Source organism: Enterococcus sp. FZMF, assembly GCF_030263915.1.
Classification (GTDB): Bacteria; Bacillota; Bacilli; order Lactobacillales; family Enterococcaceae; genus Enterococcus_D; species Enterococcus_D casseliflavus.
Map to the genome: position 1 here is coordinate 1,455,997 of NZ_CP127160.1, position 18,616 is coordinate 1,474,612.

Genomic DNA, 18,616 nt, shown 5'->3' on the forward strand with positions numbered 1-18,616 from the left:
CAGAGTTGTAGAAGATAAAAATAAGCAGCCCGATCCATGATCAGTATTTACTGGACTTGATCGGACTGCTTTTTTTCAATTAAACGTAAGCATTCTTAAGCTTGCAACGCATCCAATTTCTTCATGTCTTCTTCAGAAATTTCAAAGTCAACTTTGGCATTGTCAGAAATGTATTCTTCATGAACGGATTTTGGCAATGGCAGAATGTCTTTTTGTAGCAAGTAACGAATTGAAAGTTGTGGAATAGATTTTCCATAAGCTTCCGCAATCGTCTTCACTGCATCGTTATCGAGTAAACGACCGGTGGCGATTGGAGAATAGCCTTCCACTAAAATATCGTGGTCTTTACAAAATGCCAATAACTCTTCATTTGTGCGTCCAATATGGTAAACAAACTGGTTGACCATCGGTTTCACATCGCAATGATCAAAAATATTCTGTAAATCTTTTTGATCGAAGTTGGAAACACCAATTGATTTTACTTTCCCACTTAAGTAGGCTTCTTCTAATGCTTTCCAAACATCGATGTTTTCAAGATAAAAATCTTTGTTTTCTGGATTGTTTCCCATGATTTTCCAAGGACGAGGGGCGTGGATCAAAATCAAATCGATATACCCTAAGTCAAGTTTTTTTAGAGAAGCATCAATGCTATCAACCGCTTCTTGGTAGGTCTTCAACTCAGCAGGTACTTTCGTGGTAACAAAAATTTCTTCGCGGGCAACGCCTGAATCGCGCACAGCTTTCCCAACCGCTTCTTCGTTTTTGTAAGCTGCCGCTGTATCGACATGTCGATAACCATTTTGAATGGCAAATTTTGTGGCGTTGTAAGCATCTTCTGGAGAAGATTGCCAGGTTCCAAGGCCAATCTTAGGAATCGTCAGTTTGTTCTGCAAGGTAAATGTTTCTTGTAATATCACGTATCTCAACCTACTTTCATCGCTTTTTTTTGTTACATCTTCCATTATAAAACGTTTTCTTGTTTGAAACAAATCAGACGCTGAAACTTTATCGGTAAATTGACTTTCAAAAGGATCTTTGATACATTATCAGCAACCTAAACGCAGAAAGATGTGGAAAAAATGGATTTTGTAAAAGAAGATTTTGCCTATTATCGGCGCTCTTTTGAATTGATGTATCGCAGTTATTTCCGTAGAAGAATGATTGCCCTAGGTGTGGCGATTTTGATTATCTTAGGTTATTTATTTTTGTTACAAGAAAGTTTGCTTTTAAATATCATCTTGCTAGGTATTTTGCTAGGGATGATGGCGTGGCTGGTTTCACTTTCTCAGAAAGCGAGTGAGGTCGTACGTGCTTTTGAAGAAGAAAATCAGGTGCCGCAAATTCATCAACTGACAGAATTCGAGGATCATTATGCGTTCCCAATGAACGATGGAACAACGATGCGCGTGAAGAAAAACGGCAATCGCAACTTCCCTTCCAATAATAAGCAGTACACGTTGATGGCAGGCTATAAAAAAGTTTTCTTTGTGCAACAACCCTTGATGATTTTTTACTATGACCTCTTGGAAATGAAGTATGATGAAGCGTATCGTTTGAAACGAAATCGCCAAAACGGGTTCAATCGTTGGTCTCGTTATTTCAGCTTTCGTTCCTTTAAGGGATCGATCGGCAATGTTTTTCAATTCTTGCTGGGAAATATTTTCTTCTTATTTATTGCGTATCGGTTGATCCGCTATCTGATCGATATTTTGCTACACATTCTATAACGGTCGCCAAGGGGATGATTCTCATCGTTTTCATAGACTGGTGAAAAAGATGATAGGACTTAATTTTTTAAAAAAGGTATACTTAAGTCAGATAAGACAAGCAATTGTCTTTCAAGAATAAGAGTCCTGCTCTTGTTAAGTAAGCCGTCAGCAACAGCTTATCTATTGTGGCGCTAACAGTTTGGGGGAAGTGTTAGTTCTTGTAACAAACAGATTTTTTTCTGGGCGGGATAAGAACAAAAGCGGTATTTTACCGTACTTAATAAGAGTAGTGCTCTTAATTTTTGCTATGACTATTTGAAGACATCACTTCTTGGAAGTGGTGTTTTTTCTTGCCCAAAATAGTCCAAGTGATAGGAGAATTCTAAGAACTATGCTACAATGAGTGCCGATGCTCTCAGCGATGGGAGTAAAAAGAAGGTAGAGGAGAATCACTTAGGAATGCCTGAAGGTCAAACAATAAACGATCCATCTACAAAAAGCGCGCAAAATATTTCTGCGTATATACATATACCATTCTGTGAACATATCTGCTATTACTGTGACTTCAACAAAGTGTTTTTAGAAGGGCAGCCAGTGGATGAGTACATCGAAGCGTTACTAAAAGAAATTGAGCTGACCCTCTTGCGTCAGCCTATCAATGAGGCGGAAACAATTTATATCGGCGGCGGGACGCCAACGTCGCTTTCGGCGAACCAGCTGGATCGATTGCTTTCAGGTGTGCATGAATTGCTGCCGACCCACACAACCAAAGAGTTTACCGTGGAAGCAAATCCTGGTGATTTGAGTGAAGAAAAAATGCTGGTTTTGAAAAACCATCAAGTCACTCGCTTGTCGATGGGGGTCCAAACCTTTGATAATCGCTTGCTTAAAAAAATTGGCCGCAAGCATACCGCTGAAGATGTTTATTCAACCATTCAGCTGCTGGAAAAACATGATTTTCAGAATGTGACGATCGATTTGATTTACGCACTTCCGGGACAAAGCATAGAAAGCTTCCGTGATACACTGACGCGAGCGATTGATCTCGGGTTGCCTCACTATGCGATGTATTCCTTGATTTTAGAAAACAAAACCATGTTTATGAACTGGGTTCGCCAAGGGAGAATGGCGCTGCCTTCTCAAGAAGCTGAAACGCAGATGTTTGATGAGGCGATCGCCGCGATGACAAAAGCTGGCTTGAATCAATATGAAATCAGTAATTTTGCACGACCAGGGTATGAGTCCTTGCATAATCTAGTGTATTGGAACAATGAACATTATTTTGGCTTTGGGGCAGGCGCCAGCGGGTATCTTGGACAGACCCGCTACAAGAACAAAGGTCCAATCCAGCATTATTTGAAACCATTACAGGAAAATCAATTGCCAATCCATGAAACCGAAGAATTGACAACCAGTAATCAAATGGAAGAGGAACTGTTTTTAGGCCTTCGTAAAAAGGCTGGCATTTCAAAAATACGCTTTGCAGAAAAATTCGGGAAGTCTTTTCAGGAAATCTATGGTTCAACTAGCGAACAGTTGATTCAAAAAGGCTGGTTGGCTAGTCAAGGTGATCGTGTCTTTTTAACGAAAGCTGGGATGTTCATTGGCAACGAAGTGTTTGAAGCATTTCTCTTGGATGGAGAAAAATAAGGAAGAACAAGGAAGAGAAGTAGCCATTTCGCGCTGCTTCTTTTTTTGATTTCTTTTTTTAGCACTCTCTTAGAAAGAGTGCTAAAAAAGTGATGCAAATACTTGACATTCCTAGCAAATATGATATATTTATAATCGTGTTAGCACTTAATAGGAATGAGTGCTAACGGAGGAGTGGATAAAATGTTGACACCTAGACAACAAATGATTTTACACCTCATCATCCAAAACTATACGAATACTGGTCAGCCCACGGGCTCGAAGCGATTGATGGAAGATGGGGTTGAAGCTAGCTCTGCCACCATTCGTAATGAGATGAAGGCGCTGGAAGAAGCTGGACTTCTGTTAAAGACACATTCATCTTCAGGGCGTGTGCCATCAATAAAAGGGTATCGCTATTACGTTGATCACTTATTGAAGCCATCTGAAGTTGACCAAAACGAAATTCAAACCATTCGTCATTCTTTTGGAAAAGATTTTCATGAAATCAATGAAATCATCCAGCAGTCTGCCACGATCTTGTCCAACTTGACTAGCTATACAGCGTTGTCTCTCGGACCAGACATGAAGGAAAGGAAATTGACGGGCTTTCGAATCGTCCCTTTGAATGCACGACAGATCATCGCGATCATCGTGACGGATAAAGGAAATGTCGAAAATCAAGTCTTTACTCTTCCTGAATCGATGAGCAGCGAAGATTTGGAAAAAATGGTAAGGATCATCAACGACAAATTGATCGGTGAACCTCTAATGACGGTCTACCATCGATTAAGAACCGAGATTCCTATGATTCTGCATAAGTATTTTCAAACGACTGACGGAATCGTTGATCTCTTTGATACGATGCTGAGCCATATTTTTGAAGAAAAAATCTTCGTCGGCGGGCGAATGAATCTTCTGGATTTTGAACCGACGCAAGATGTTAGTCAGTTCAAATCGATGTATTCATTTATGAAAAACGCAGATCAGCTGACACAGCTGCTGGCGCCAAGAGATTCTGCGATTCAAATCAGAATCGGCTCTGAGCTTGGCAACGACTTGTTACAAAATATGAGTTTGATCCAAGCCAGCTATGAAATCGAAGGTCATGGACAAGGAACGATCGCTTTATTAGGTCCATCAAGTATGCCGTATTCACGGATGTTTGGATTGATGGAAGTTTTTCGAGGCGAGTTAGCAAAAAAATTGGCCGATTATTATCGCGCATTAGACGCTGCCAATGAATAAGCGGCAATGAAACAAATCGTAGAAGGGATGGTTGAAACGTGACGGAAAAAGAAGAGCGTTTAGATGAAGAATTAGATAAAACTGCTGAAGAAACCGCAGAAACAACTGAATCTTCAAATGAATCAACTGAAACTGAAGCACAGACTCCTCAACCAGAGGAAGAAGCAGTGGAAAAAAGCGAATTGGAACTTTTGCAAGAAAAGAATAACGAATTGGAAGATCAATTCCTGCGTGCTCGTGCAGAGATCGCAAATATCACTTCACGTAACCGCAACGAGCGGGAACTTTTACAAAAATACCGCTCGCAAGATCTTGGCAAAAAACTGTTGCCAGCAATCGACAATTTGGAACGAGCGATGGCAGCAGATGTCGATCAAGACCAAGCTGCGAATTTGAAAAAAGGCGTTGAAATGGTTCTTGAAAGTCTGCGTCAAGCCTTAAAAGAAGAGGGAATCGAAGAGATTCCTGCTGAAGGTGCAATGTTCGATCCGAACTTGCATCAAGCGGTGCAGACTGTACCTGCCTCTGATGAAACACCGGCAGACACAATCGTTACTGTCTTGCAAAAAGGGTATAAATTGCATGATCGTGTCTTGCGTGCAAGCATGGTCATCGTTGCACAATAGTTCTTTCTATCTATAAGTAGATGTTTAAATTAAAAAAGGGAGTGTATTACTTATGAGTAAAATTATCGGTATCGACTTAGGAACAACAAACTCAGCTGTTGCTGTCCTTGAAGGCGGCGAAGCAAAAATCATTACGAATCCAGAAGGAAACCGTACCACACCTTCTGTTGTCTCATTCAAAAACGGTGAGATCCAAGTAGGGGAAGTTGCAAAACGCCAAGCAGTAACAAACCCGAATACGATTTCTTCTATTAAACGCCATATGGGTGAAGCTGGATACAAAGTAGAAGTTGAAGGTAAATCCTATACACCACAAGAAGTTTCCGCAATGGTTCTTCAATACATCAAAGGATTTGCTGAAGACTATTTAGGTGAAAAAGTTGAAAAAGCAGTCATTACTGTTCCTGCATACTTCAACGATGCGCAACGTCAAGCAACCAAAGATGCTGGTAAAATTGCCGGTCTTGAAGTAGAACGGATCGTCAACGAACCAACTGCCGCAGCTTTAGCTTATGGGTTAGATAAAACAGATAAAGATGAAAAAATCCTAGTCTTTGACTTAGGTGGCGGTACTTTCGACGTATCGATCCTTGAATTAGGGGATGGCGTCTTTGACGTATTATCAACTGCTGGGGACAACAACCTAGGTGGGGATGACTTTGATAACAAAATCATCGACCACATGGTAGCAGAATTCAAAAAAGAAAACGGCATTGATCTTGGAAAAGACAAAATGGCCTTGCAACGTTTGAAAGATGCTGCTGAAAAAGCGAAAAAAGACTTGTCAGGTGTAACAAGTACTCAAATCAGCTTGCCATTTATCACAGCTGGTGATGCTGGTCCATTGCACTTGGAAATGACCTTGACTCGTGCGAAATTCGATGAATTGACCGCAGACCTAGTCGAACGGACAAAAATTCCAGTACGCCAAGCTTTGAAAGATGCTGGCTTGTCACAATCAGAAATCGATGAAGTCATCTTAGTTGGTGGTTCAACACGTATTCCAGCAGTAGTTGATGCTGTTCGTAAAGAAACCAATAAAGAACCAAACAAATCAGTAAACCCAGATGAAGTGGTAGCGATGGGTGCTGCGATCCAAGGTGGCGTGATCACAGGTGATGTGAAAGATGTCGTCTTACTAGACGTTACACCATTATCATTAGGTATCGAAACAATGGGTGCCGTCTTCACAAAACTGATCGATCGTAACACAACGATCCCTACAAGTAAATCACAAGTCTTCTCAACTGCAGCAGACAATCAACCAGCCGTTGATATCCATGTCTTGCAAGGAGAACGCCCAATGGCAGCTGACAACAAAACATTAGGTAGATTCCAATTGACGGATATTCCACCAGCACCTCGTGGCATCCCTCAAATCGAAGTAACATTTGATATCGATAAAAATGGGATCGTCAATGTTTCTGCAAAAGATTTAGGTACACAAAAAGAACAAAAAATCACGATCAAATCATCTTCAGGTTTATCAGATGAAGAAATCGAACGCATGGTAAAAGATGCTGAAGCAAACGCTGAAGCCGACAAACAACGCAAAGAAGAAGTTGATCTACGCAATGACGTCGATGCTTTGTTGTTCACTGTTGATAAAACATTGAAAGAGCTTGAAGGCAAAGTGGATGCAGACGAAGTCAAAAAAGCGGAAGAAGCTCGTGATGAGTTGAAAGCTGCACTTGAAGCAAACAACTTAGAAGAAATGAAAACGAAACGTGATGCTTTGAATGAAATCGTACAAAACTTAACTGTTAAATTATACGAACAAGCAGCACAACAACAAGCACAAGAAAATCCAGAAGCTGCACAAGGCGGCGCAGACGATGTGGTTGACGCCGACTTTGAAGAAGTAGACGGTGACGATAAATAATCGCTGTTTGTGAAAAAGCCAAAGTCACCGCTTTGGCTTTTTCTTATGAATTTGCGAAACGTATTTTTCTAGAGCGAATTATATGCTAAAATACGAGAGACGCAAGAATATAGTGGAGGGAAGCCAATGGCAGACAAAAGAGATTATTATGAGGTCTTAGGTCTACAAAAAGGGGCTTCGGATGACGAAATCAAAAAAGCTTATCGTAAGCTTTCAAAACAATATCATCCAGACATCAATAAAGAACCTGATGCAGAAGCAAAGTTTAAAGAAATTTCTGAGGCCTATGAAATATTAAGTGATTCCCAAAAAAGAGCTGCTTATGACCAGTATGGTCATGCTGGTACCGATCCGAACTACGGAGGCGGTTATGGCGGTGGATTCGGCGGCTTTAACAGTGGCGGATTCTCCGGTGGCGGTTTTGGTGGATTTGAAGACATTTTCGAATCGTTTTTCGGTGGTGGAGGCGGCAGAGCAGCCAATCCTAATGCACCTCGACAAGGAGCGGACTTGCAATATGCGGTTGATCTTTCCTTTGAAGAAGCGATTTTCGGAGTGGAAAAAACTGTTCAATACAATCGTGAAGAAACCTGTCATACCTGCGGTGGGAACGGGGCAAAACCAGGTACTTCACCAGAAACCTGTCATAAATGTCATGGTGCAGGTACCATCAATGTTGAACGTCAAACACCGCTTGGTCGTGTGATGAGCCGTCAAACCTGTGATGTTTGTCATGGAACTGGGAAAGAAATCAAAGAACCATGTACAACATGTCATGGAACTGGCCATGAAAAGAAAAAACACAGTGTGAAAGTCAACGTACCTGCAGGTGTCGAAGATGGACAACAAATGCGCTTGTCTGGTCAAGGAGAAGCTGGCACCAATGGTGGTCCTTATGGTGATCTGTACGTTGTTTTCCGAGTGGAAGAAAGTGATATTTTTGACCGTGATGGGTCGGAAATTTATTACGAACTGCCGTTAAACTTTGTCCAAGCTGCTTTAGGCGACGAAGTCAATGTACCAACGGTTCATGGGAATGTGAAATTAAAAATTCCAGCTGGTACGCAAACAGGCACAAACTTCCGCTTACGCGGTAAGGGAGCTCCTCGCTTACGGGGAGGCGGCAATGGCGATCAACAGGTCAAAGTGAAGCTGATCACACCTAAGAACTTAAATGAGGAACAAAAAGAGGCATTGCGGGCTTATGCAAAAGCCAGTGGCCATGAAACGAACGAACAACAACCAGAAGGATTTTTTGATAAAATGAAAGATGCTTTTGGTGGGAAAAAGAAATAACCATGAAAAAATCCAACTCATGCCCTTATAAAACCATCCGTTTTATAAGGGCATGAGTGTTTGTATGGCTATAAATGTGCAGTATGGGCAAGAATCGAATCTTCTTGGCCATCTTTTTTTCTTTTCCTTTGAAATCGCTTGCTTAGTGTGTCACAATAAAAGTAGACCAATTAAAGGAGGAGATACAATGGAAAGAATATTTGCGAGTCCGTCACGATACGTTCAAGGAAAAGGGGTCTTGAAGCATGGGTTATCCCATATCAAAGATTTAGGAAAGAAAGTGCTTCTTTTGACCGATGAAACTGTTTGGAAAATTGCCGGTGAAGAACTATTTGAGAACCTGAAAGCAGCCGAGTTAGAACCGGTAAAAGAAATTTTTGGTGGAGAAGCTTCTGCAAATGAAATCGATCGTATCGTCTCTAAAGCCAAAAGTGAATCAATCGAAGTGATTGCCGCATTAGGTGGTGGGAAAGCCATCGATACTGGGAAAGCTGTTGCGGATGAATTGAAAATACCGATTGCTGTTTTGCCAACGATTGCCTCCACTGATGCACCAACTTCGGCACTTTCTGTTATTTATACTGATGAAGGTCGTTTTGAAAAGTATCGTTTTTATAACAAAAATCCTGAACTTGTCTTAGTGGATACCGCTGTGATTGCCAAAGCGCCTGCCAAATTGCTAGCCGCTGGTATTGCGGATGCACTCGCAACCTATGTCGAGGCACGTGCTGTTGCTCGAAGCCATAGTAAAAATATGGTCGGCGGGGTGCAACCAATTGCCAGCATGGCGATCGCTGAAAAATGCGAAGAGATCCTTTTTGAGAATGCCTTAAAAGCCTATCAAGCGAATAAAAAACAAGTCGTTACCGAAGCTTTTGAACAAATCGTGGAAGCCAACACTTTGCTAAGTGGATTAGGCTTTGAAAGTGCAGGTCTGGCAGCAGCTCATGCGATTCATAATGGCTTGACAGCCCTTGAAGGAGACGTTCATGATCTGACCCATGGTGAGAAGGTTGCTTACGGAACACTCACTCAATTGATGCTGGAAAATGCAGATCCTGAAGAGCTCGACCAATATATAGAATTGTATCAGGCCTTAGAATTACCGACGACCTTATCCGACATGCATCTTGCGGAAGCCAGCGATGCAGACCTATTAAAAATTGGCGAGCAAGCAACCATCGAAGGGGAAACGATCCACAATATGCCATTTCCGGTTTCTGCAGAAGATGTTGCAGCAGCGATCAAAGCCGTGGATGCCTATGTGAGTGCTTACTATCCTCTATGATGTTATTTTATTAAAGATCATCAATGTGTGCTCAGTGATTTCAAAAAACGTTTGACAATAAAAAAGAGTCGTGCTATTTTGATAACAAGCAAATTAAAGGAGGGAACAAGACATGACAAACGTCAACACACAAACTACCTGTTGTTGTTGTATGGTGCAAAAAGCAGCATACCGATTTGTCATGCCTATTATTAGTTCCTTTGTCGCAGAAGATCGCTGAAGTTTCTTTAGTGATTCACTTCTATCCGGATAAGACGACATTTTTTTGGGGTACTGATGTAATAGTCAGTACCCCTTTTTGTTTGCTGTTTTTTACCGCTTTCATTGGCGACGGCTGATGATTGCAAATGAAAATGAGTACATGAAGCATACGAGTTGTGCCAAACAAAGTTGAGCGAGGAGTCGAGCGATGATCGTTAATAATATAAAAGCATTGATTGGGCACGCCCCATTCTTTGAATTTGATGCCGCAGCATTTGGCGGCAAAAAGGGAAGTACCATCTATGCGAAACTTGAGTATTTAAATCCTGGTGGAAGTATCAAGGACCGCTTAGGAAAGTATTTGATCGATGAAGCGTTTCGCGAGCATGTGATCGATCATGAGACAACCGTTATCGAACCGACAGCGGGAAATACTGGAATTGGTTTAGCTTTAGCTGGAATCGAGTATGGCTTAAAAATGATTTTTGTCATTCCTGAAAAATTTAGCCTTGAAAAGCAGCAACTGATTGAAGCGTTGGGCGGGACCATCGTTCATACGCCCACTGAAGCAGGCATTCAAGGGGCTATTGAAAAAGCAAAGGAAATAGCAAAACAGCTACCAAATAGTTATATGCCAATGCAATTTCACAATCAAAACAATCCTGCAGCCTACCAAGCAACCTTAGGCCCAGAGATCTTTCAGGAGTTATCTGGAAAAATTGACAGCTTTGTTGCTGGAGCTGGCAGCGGGGGGACCTTCGCGGGTGTCGCAACATACTTAAAGAAGCAAAAATCAAGCACTCGACTTGCTGTCGTTGAACCAGAAGGATCGATCTTAAATGGCTGGCCTGCCCATGGACATGAGATTGAAGGGATCGGTGTTGAGTTCATTCCACAATTTTTTGACGATTTGCTTATTGATCAAATTTATACGATCAGTGATGCGGAAGGCTTTGCTTTTACTCGTTACTTGGCAAGAAACTATGGTTTACTTGTTGGAAGTTCAAGTGGAGCGGCGATGGCAGCAGCAGTAAAAGAAAGCCTCGAATTACCAACTGGAAGCTCGATCGTTACCGTCTTTCCAGATGGAGGCGATCGCTATCTATCAAAACAGATTTATGCGGGTGAATCATCAATCACCCCATTCATAGGAGGAGCAAACCATGCATTTTAATACAAAAGTAATCCACGGCGGTATCAGCGAAGACGAAATGACTGGTGCTGTCAGTGTGCCAATTTACCAAACATCAACCTATCGGCAAAATGCTCTTGGTCAGCCAAAGCAATATGAATACAGTCGTTCAGGCAATCCAACTCGATTTGCCTTAGAAGAATTGATTGCGAATCTGGAAGAAGGTGCCCAAGGGTTTGCTTTTGCCTCTGGATTAGCAGCCACCCATGCGGTCTTCTCGCTGTTTCAGACTGGAGATCATGTCATTTTAGGGGATGATGTATATGGCGGGACGTTTCGTTTGCTCCATCAAGTATTAGAAAAAAGCGGATTGTCTTATACACTTGTCAAAACAAATGAGCTAGCTGCCGTTGAAGCAGCCATCCTTCCAGAAACCAAAGCGATCTTTCTGGAAACGCCGACTAATCCATTATTGAAGATCACGGACATCGCAATCGTTGCCCAACTAGCTAAAAAACAGGACATTTTGACGATCGTGGATAATACCTTTGCGACCCCTTACTTTCAAAAGCCGCTACAATTAGGCGCAGATATTGTGATTCACAGTGCTACCAAGTATCTCGGTGGACACAGTGATGTAGTAGCTGGGTTAGCGGTTGCCAAAGAGCCAAAAATCGCCGAAAGAATTGCTTTTTTACAAAACGCCATTGGTGGTGTATTGGGGCCTCATGATAGCTGGTTGATTCAACGAAGCATCAAAACTCTTGCTTTGCGGATGGAAGCACATCAAAACAACGCGATGAAAATTGCTCACTACTTACAAGCACATCCAGCTGTCGCAAACGTGTATTATCCAGGCTTGATTGCCCATGAAGGACATGAGATCGCCAAATCACAGATGTCTGGGTATAGCGGTATGATATCTTTTGAACTAAACGATGAATCGAAAACAGCAGAATTTGTTGAATCATTAAAGATTTTTACTTTAGCAGAAAGCTTAGGTGGCGTGGAAAGCTTGGTAGAAGTGCCAGCTGTGATGACCCATGCCTCGATCCCTAAAGAAATTCGTGAGCAATCTGGGATCAAAGATGGCTTGATTCGGTTGTCGGTCGGCATCGAAGACGGTGAGGATCTGCAGGCAGATTTAGAGCAAGCGTTTGAAAAGGCAGGTAGCTAGTGATGGGGAGAGAGTTTATTCCAATTTTTTCTGACTGGGCAGCTGAGTACGATGAAACAGTTGCAGGTAAGGATGAAGAATATCGAGCGGTTTTTTTCAAATATGAACAGTTACTCGCTGAAATTGCTGAAAAAGCAGGGCAGTCTGTGGTAGAATTTGGTAGTGGAACTGGAAATCTAACACAAGCTCTGCTTGATCAAGGAAAAAACGTGCTGGCGATCGAGCCATCGCCAGAGATGCGGCGAATCGCCAAGTCAAAACCCAGTCTTTCTAAAGTGACTTTTGTAGATGGTGATATGGAGGTTTTTCCTGAGATCACGGATGTGATTGATACGATCGTTTCTACCTATGTTTTTCATCATCTTACGGAGGACGAAAAACAACGGGCAATCGGCAAATATGCTGCGATGCTGCCCAAAGGCGGTAAAGTGCTTTTCGGGGATACGATGTTTCTTTCTCTAGCCCACAAAATGGAACGAATCGATGAAGTACGGCAAGCTGGTCACCAGCGACTAGCCGCTGATCTGCAAAGAGAGTACTATCCAGTTATAGCGGATATCGAACGATACTTTCGTCAGCATGGGTTTACCAGTCGTTTTAAGCAGATCAATGAGTATGTTTGGCTTGTGGAAGCACAAAAAGAGTAGGAGAGAAGTACAATGAAAATGAATGTTGAAAGCTTTAATTTGGATCATACGAAAGTCAAATCACCTTATGTACGGGTTGCCGATAAAAAACAAGGAACGAATGATACCATCATCAAATATGATGTCCGTTTGAAGCAGCCGAACCAAGCGCATATGGATATGGCAAGTCTGCACTCGCTAGAACATTTGACGGCAGAATTGATTCGTAATCATGCGGATTATATCGTGGACTGGTCGCCAATGGGCTGCCAAACCGGCTTTTATTTGACTGTCTTGAATCATGACGATTATGAAGAGATTTTGACCGTCCTAGAAAAAACCATGAAGGACGTTTTGCAAGCAACTGAAGTACCTGCCAGCAATGAAGTGCAATGCGGTTGGGCGGCGAACCATACCTTAGAGGGTGCGCAAAAATTAGCGCAAGAATTTCTTGATGAACGTGACAATTGGTCGACCGTTTTTGCCTAAATAAAAATAGAAGTAGAAAAAAGGTGCCTGCGTTTGGATTCGCAGACGCCTTTTTTGTTAAACCCGCAAAGAGACGGGGATTCACTATTTTTTTGTTTATGGTTCTACTGCTTGGACGGTGATGCCGACTCCGTTTGGATTATAGCTTTGACTAATGTAAAACTCAAATCCTTCATGAACAAAGAAAAGTCTCCGAATGGCGCTAACGTCTCTGATGTGAGCATTTAAACCATACTGTTCGATCAATGTCTCTTTGATCTCCTCAATATCATCCTCTTTCCCGAATTGTGAGAAATCAATACCGAAAAATTCTGGGACATCAACCAATGCGATTCTAGATAAATGTTCATTTCCCGCGTTATCGGAGTCAAAATCAAAGCTGATTTTGGACAGTTTGTCCCTTGAACCTAAAGGAACTCTTTTTGTCTCGAGAGCGCTGCTGTCAGCCATCGGTGATAACAAATCAATGGCTGAATCAGGCAAACGAGTGGTTACTTTTCTTACTTCATCAACCATTGCTCCTTGATCGGGAGAAAAAACTTTTCTAGTCTCTTCCGTGACGATCACATTTTCGCGGCGCCGCTTTCGGTTAATGGCACTGCGCTCTTGATTTACCCGATCACTACGTTTGATGAGAGCGAGGCCGAGATCGCTGATGGATTCAGGGGAAGGTCTTTCTTCCAGTAAAGCAGTTAAGTAATCGATCTCTAAAAACTGCTCGTAGGCAGCTGCTGGCTGATTTTCGCTGTAGAAGAGGACAGCTCCGAGTAAAAAACAACTAATGCCCAAACAAAGAAAAAGACTTCTTCTGCGATGCTCCCGGATTTTTTTCATAGGACGATTCAGTTTCATTTTATCCTTCAACTCCTAAGTTTTTTAGACGACTCATGATAATAGAGGTGTTTGAATTTCATGACGCATTTTGCCAATCTTAGTTACGAGAGGTCGCTTAATGGATTACTCAATTTCTGATTCAGAAAACTGATCATGCCAGGTAACGCCAGTAACGGTTCGATTGGAAAGGGTAACGATGATCGCTTCGCCCTCTTGATTGATCCAGGCATTGGATTCAACGCCTAGAATCGCTAGTCGCCAAGAAGGCAGTCCACCCATGATCTCTAATACTTGATCGCAGGACATTCCTTCTTGCAATTGGTGGAGCAAATCTTTGGTGACGGTTCTATTCCAACGTCGTGGCAATCCAATCTGCAATTGCTCGCAATAGGAGAAGTGAGAGGTGGATTCTTCGGTACTTACTGACTGTTGATCAAGGCTGTCAGAAGAGCTGCTTATGTCAATTGTAGTAGACGTTGATTGCTTTTCAGTAGAGGAAGAGCTGTTAGCTCCCGAATCCATTGACAATGATTGAGACGTCACCGCTGTTTCTAATGACGAACTGCTTTGTCGCGTTTCATCCAGGAGTTCGTCAATCAGGGTACAGCCAGTGAGTGATAAGGAAAGGAAAATCAATAAGGGAAAGAAACAGATGGTTTTCATAAGATGTATGCCTCCAAAGTAATTTTCTGCATTTTTCTTTTGTTGTTATTTTAAGGTTGGTTTTTTATAAGAAGGGTTCTAACCGATGTTTAAACAAAAGAATCAATGTATTTATACAGCTTATGCAGTTATGGAGGGAGTGTTGTTTAATAAGTGTAACATGCCACTCCTGATCTGACTACTCGATTTCAAAATGCATTTCATAGTTTTAATAAAATTTAGTCTCTATTCCTGATGATCATGAAATTCACGTGATATACTATAGTCAACTACAAGATAAAAAAATACGGCTTCAGTGGCAAAGGGCATTTGATGCAAACAGATCGTTGGTAAGGTTTTCGAGCATTTGAATGTGGCATTGTTTTAATAGAAAAGAGAGGAAGAGGGAATGAAGATCTTAAGGGACTGGCAAGCAAAACATCAAGCGAAAAAAGAAGTAAAAAAACAGGCATTACGGTTAAAAAATGCCAAGCTTCGTGCAGCGGGGAAAGAGCCGTTGAAGGGCTGGGGGAAAATGGTTGATACTGGCATCGGCGGGGCGAACAAAGCAAACCCCATCGATACAAAAGTGTTTTTGGGGGAAAATCAAAAGCGGATCGCAGATGAAACGAAACGGAACAAACAATAAAGAAAACCTCTGCAACAGTTCCTTCGTCGGACTGTTGCAGAGGCTTTTTTAAATATTCAATACTTTGTCTAAGAAGTCTTTGGTACGCTCATGCTTAGGATTGGTAAAGATTTGCTCAGGGGTACCGTCTTCCAAGAAGTTCCCGCCGTCAATAAACATCACGCGGTTTGCTACTTCTTTGGCAAACCCCATCTCGTGAGTTACGATCACCATGGTCATTCCTTGTTTTGCCAAATCCTTCATAACATTGAGGACATCGCCAACCATTTCTGGATCGAGTGCGGAGGTTGGTTCATCGAACAACATCACATCAGGATTCATTGCTAAAGCTCTAGCGATCGCCACCCGTTGTTTTTGTCCTCCAGACAGATTGTCAGGGTACATGTCTTTTTTATCTGCCAAACCGACCGTTTCTAATAAACGAATTGCGTTCTTTTCCGCTTCTTGCCGAGAAGCATTTTTTAGATCCATCGGTGCTAAAATGATATTTTCTAAAACCGACAAGTGAGGGAAGAGATTGAAATGCTGAAACACCATGCCGATATGTTGACGAACAGCATTGATATTGATGTTTTTATCCATCAGATGTGCGCCGTCAACGATAATATCGCCGCTGGTTGGTTCTTCTAAGCGGTTCAAACAGCGTAAGAACGTCGATTTCCCAGATCCTGAAGGACCGATCACACAAACGACTTCTCCTTCAGCGATTGAAACATTGATATTGTTCAATACGGTATTGTCGCCGTATTTTTTTACAAGATTTTCAACTAAGATTTTTTCTTTCATGCTATTTCACCTTCTTTTCTAAAACTTTTGCAAGTTTCGTTAAAGCTGTGATCACGACTAAGTAAATAATCGCGATGATCAAGTAAACATAGGTACTTTGCGTAGTCCGAGCAACGATGATTTTCCCAGTTTGCAATAATTCTACGACTCCGATAACCGAGATGATCGTTGTATCTTTCAACGAGATAACGAATTGGTTAACGAAAGATGGAATCATGATTTTGATCGCTTGCGGTAAAATGATTTTCTGCATTGTCCGAGTGTAGGTCATCCCCAAACTACGAGAGGCTTCCATCTGACCTTTTGGCACCGCATTGATCCCGCCACGGACGATCTCAGCGATATAGGCACTGGCATTTAAAGTCAATGTAATGACCCCGGCTGCAAAGTCGGGAATCGTGATACCAATGGCATCGGAAAGTCCGAAGAAGATGAAGAAAGCCAATACCATCATAGGAATACCACGAATGATATCAACATAGATCCCTGCAAAAACCCGCAATGCTTTGATTGGAGCAACACTAAATAGTCCAAAAATGATGCCGATCACTAATGCTAAGGCAAAAGAAATCAATGCTAGTAAAAGGGTATTCCATAAACCTTTTAATAAGACGTTATAGTTGTTGCTGATCAAACCAGTGATCGTTGATTCATCCACTCGTTTTTCTGTGGCAGAGCCATCTTCAATGTATTTATTGATGATTTGATCGTACTCGCCAGTCCGTTTCATTTCTTTCAATGCTTCATTGAACATTTGGATCAGTTCAGGATTTTGGCCTTTTTTCACCGCAAAACCGTACTGACCGCCAGATTCTTTTTCAATCGGTGTCACTAGTTTTTGACCTTGGCTGATGGCATAACCGATTACTGGATAATCATCCATCATGGCATCGATTTGTCCGCCGTTAACCGCCGCATATAATTGATCGGCTGCATCATAATATTTGATCGAATAGCCATATTTTTCTTCGTTGGCGATTAAGAAGTCTGCACTTTCTGTTCCCACTTTCGCACCAACGGTTTTTCCATCTAAATCTTCATAGGAATTGATGGAATCATTGCCTTCTTTTACAGCGATCTGAATGCCGCTTTCAAAGTAAGAGTCAGAGAAGTCATAGGATTGACGACGCTCATCAGTGATCGTCATCCCAGCGATCATCCCATCTGCTTGGTTACCATCCAAGGCTTGCAAAGCTCCTGAAAAACCGATGAAATTGAATTCAATGTTGAACCCTTGCAATTCTGCCGCCCGATTCATTAAATCCACATCGATCCCTACATATTCATTGTCTTCATTTTGGAATTCAAATGGAGCGAAGGCGGAGTCACTGGCAATTCGGTAAACATCTTTCTTTGGTTCGACTTTCACCATTTCACTGGTGTCTGCATCTGAATCAGACGTTGTGATGTAAGTATTGACGATTTCGTCGTATTTGCCAGAAGCTTTCATGTTGGCTAAACCAGCATTGAATTTTTCAAGTAGTTCTTGATTTTGGCCTTTTCTGACAGCGAATCCGTAAGAAGCACCTTTTTCAGGTTCGCCGACAAGTTTCATCGGTTCGCCGTTGTTGATGGCATAGCCAAGCACTGGATAATCATCAAAAGCGGCTGCCACAGTACCATTGCGTACAGCGCCATACAACCCAGTAGCGTCATCATAAAGTTTGATGTCGTAGCCATATTGGTCTTTATTTTCTTCTAAAAAGCGGGCACTTTCGGTACCAACCTTTGCACCGACCGTTTCGCCCTCAAGATCTTCGTAGCTAGTAATGCTGTCATTGTCAGCAGCTACCGCCATTTGAATCCCACTATCAAAATAAGGATCTGAGAAATCAAAGTTCTCTTTACGCTCTTCTGTGATACTCATTCCAGCAATCATTCCGTCCAACTGATTGGACAAAACACCTTGGATGGAAGGATCAAAACCGAGTGGACGTAAATCAACTGCAAAACCTTGATCTTCAGCGATCGCGTTTAATAAATCTATATCGATCCCTACATATTCATTATTTTCATTCTTGAATTCGAAAGGAGCAAATGTTAAATCTGTTCCTATCTTATACGTAGTTTCCTCCGCACTTGCTGACTTTACTGATAGCGTAAAAATGCTGATAATCAGCGCGATTAAAGCGAAGGACATGTGTTTTCTTTTCAAGAAAATTCCCCCTTTAGATATAACGTATTTATAGATTATATGGATTTTTTCTTCAACACACAAGTCTTTCTCTTTAAAAATATGACAAAATTGCTTAAACCTCACATCAGATGTTAGAAAATCAAACATGTTAAGTTATGCTTAATCGCATGAAACTTTCATAGCAAATGATGGCGAAAGTATGTTCGCTATGATATACTTATTTATGGAAAAGCGGCAGCGAGTTTTTCTTTTTTTGTTGTCGTTT

Annotated in this window: 17 protein-coding genes; 12 read left to right on the forward strand and 5 right to left on the reverse strand. The window is 41.8% G+C overall.

The features are described from left to right. Positions 1 to 95: 95 nt before the first annotated feature. A complete protein-coding gene (locus tag QN079_RS07020) occupies positions 96 to 962 on the reverse strand; it encodes an aldo/keto reductase (RefSeq protein ID WP_017144356.1) in 867 nt (288 codons plus the stop codon). Positions 963 to 1,079: 117 nt separating this feature from the next. On the opposite strand from QN079_RS07020, the gene QN079_RS07025 reads away from it, so the two are divergent. The 11 genes from QN079_RS07025 to QN079_RS07075 all read left to right on the forward strand — a co-directional run bounded on the left by QN079_RS07025 (position 1,080) and on the right by QN079_RS07075 (position 13,303). Then, a complete protein-coding gene (locus QN079_RS07025; protein WP_015509594.1) occupies positions 1,080 to 1,727 on the forward strand; it encodes a hypothetical protein in 648 nt (215 codons plus the stop codon). 441 nt (positions 1,728 to 2,168) lie between these two features. Continuing rightward, the gene (hemW, locus tag QN079_RS07030; protein ID WP_086295222.1) at positions 2,169 to 3,359 is read left to right on the forward strand and encodes a radical SAM family heme chaperone HemW; all 1,191 of its coding nucleotides are present in this window, start codon (positions 2,169 to 2,171) and stop codon (positions 3,357 to 3,359) included. Between the two features lie 183 nt (positions 3,360 to 3,542). After that, positions 3,543 to 4,586 (forward strand): heat-inducible transcriptional repressor HrcA, encoded by a 1,044-nt coding sequence (gene hrcA, locus QN079_RS07035; protein ID WP_005225934.1) that lies wholly within the window; start codon positions 3,543 to 3,545, stop codon positions 4,584 to 4,586. A gap of 38 nt (positions 4,587 to 4,624) precedes the next feature. Further along, on the forward strand, positions 4,625 to 5,212 hold the full coding sequence (grpE, locus tag QN079_RS07040) for a nucleotide exchange factor GrpE (RefSeq protein WP_005225935.1): 588 nt from the start codon (positions 4,625 to 4,627) through the stop codon (positions 5,210 to 5,212). 52 nt (positions 5,213 to 5,264) lie between these two features. Continuing rightward, on the forward strand, positions 5,265 to 7,094 hold the full coding sequence (gene dnaK, locus QN079_RS07045; RefSeq protein ID WP_005225936.1) for a molecular chaperone DnaK: 1,830 nt from the start codon (positions 5,265 to 5,267) through the stop codon (positions 7,092 to 7,094). A 126-nt stretch (positions 7,095 to 7,220) separates the two neighbouring features. Next, positions 7,221 to 8,390 carry a molecular chaperone DnaJ gene (dnaJ, locus tag QN079_RS07050; protein ID WP_005225937.1) on the forward strand — a complete coding sequence of 390 codons (1,170 nt, stop codon included), beginning with the start codon at positions 7,221 to 7,223 and terminating at the stop codon, positions 8,388 to 8,390. Between the two features lie 187 nt (positions 8,391 to 8,577). Continuing rightward, positions 8,578 to 9,678: a glycerol dehydrogenase gene (locus QN079_RS07055; protein WP_034857973.1), complete on the forward strand. Its 1,101-nt coding sequence runs from the start codon at positions 8,578 to 8,580 to the stop codon at positions 9,676 to 9,678. 409 nt (positions 9,679 to 10,087) lie between these two features. Continuing rightward, on the forward strand, positions 10,088 to 11,053 hold the full coding sequence (locus QN079_RS07060) for a PLP-dependent cysteine synthase family protein (protein WP_289230585.1): 966 nt from the start codon (positions 10,088 to 10,090) through the stop codon (positions 11,051 to 11,053). Continuing rightward, on the forward strand, positions 11,043 to 12,188 hold the full coding sequence (locus QN079_RS07065) for a cystathionine gamma-synthase (protein ID WP_289230586.1): 1,146 nt from the start codon (positions 11,043 to 11,045) through the stop codon (positions 12,186 to 12,188). Before QN079_RS07060 ends, QN079_RS07065 begins: the two co-directional genes overlap by 11 nt. A 2-nt stretch (positions 12,189 to 12,190) precedes the next feature. Continuing rightward, the gene (locus QN079_RS07070) at positions 12,191 to 12,835 is read left to right on the forward strand and encodes a class I SAM-dependent methyltransferase (protein ID WP_213335694.1); all 645 of its coding nucleotides are present in this window, start codon (positions 12,191 to 12,193) and stop codon (positions 12,833 to 12,835) included. 12 nt (positions 12,836 to 12,847) lie between these two features. After that, on the forward strand, positions 12,848 to 13,303 hold the full coding sequence (locus tag QN079_RS07075) for an S-ribosylhomocysteine lyase (RefSeq protein ID WP_289230587.1): 456 nt from the start codon (positions 12,848 to 12,850) through the stop codon (positions 13,301 to 13,303). Between the two features lie 96 nt (positions 13,304 to 13,399). Here the strand turns inward: QN079_RS07075 and QN079_RS07080 are convergent, their stop codons facing one another. Together QN079_RS07080 and QN079_RS07085 are read right to left on the reverse strand one after the other, a co-directional pair. Beyond that, positions 13,400 to 14,155 (reverse strand): Tat pathway signal sequence domain protein, encoded by a 756-nt coding sequence (locus tag QN079_RS07080; protein WP_289230588.1) that lies wholly within the window; start codon positions 14,153 to 14,155, stop codon positions 13,400 to 13,402. 105 nt (positions 14,156 to 14,260) lie between these two features. After that, positions 14,261 to 14,800, reverse strand: a complete 540-nt coding sequence (locus QN079_RS07085; protein ID WP_289230589.1) for a hypothetical protein — start codon at positions 14,798 to 14,800, stop codon at positions 14,261 to 14,263. A 388-nt stretch (positions 14,801 to 15,188) separates the two neighbouring features. On the opposite strand from QN079_RS07085, the gene QN079_RS07090 reads away from it, so the two are divergent. Further along, entirely contained in the window at positions 15,189 to 15,428 is a 240-nt protein-coding gene (locus tag QN079_RS07090; protein WP_142967264.1) for a hypothetical protein, read from the forward strand. Positions 15,429 to 15,476: 48 nt separating this feature from the next. On the opposite strand, the gene QN079_RS07095 is transcribed toward QN079_RS07090, so the two are convergent. Continuing rightward, complete coding sequence (locus tag QN079_RS07095) at positions 15,477 to 16,214, reverse strand: amino acid ABC transporter ATP-binding protein (protein ID WP_289230590.1); 738 nt, start codon at positions 16,212 to 16,214, stop codon at positions 15,477 to 15,479. A gap of 1 nt (position 16,215) precedes the next feature. Next, a complete protein-coding gene (locus tag QN079_RS07100) occupies positions 16,216 to 18,369 on the reverse strand; it encodes an amino acid ABC transporter substrate-binding protein/permease (protein WP_213356467.1) in 2,154 nt (717 codons plus the stop codon). Positions 18,370 to 18,616 lie beyond the last annotated feature (247 nt).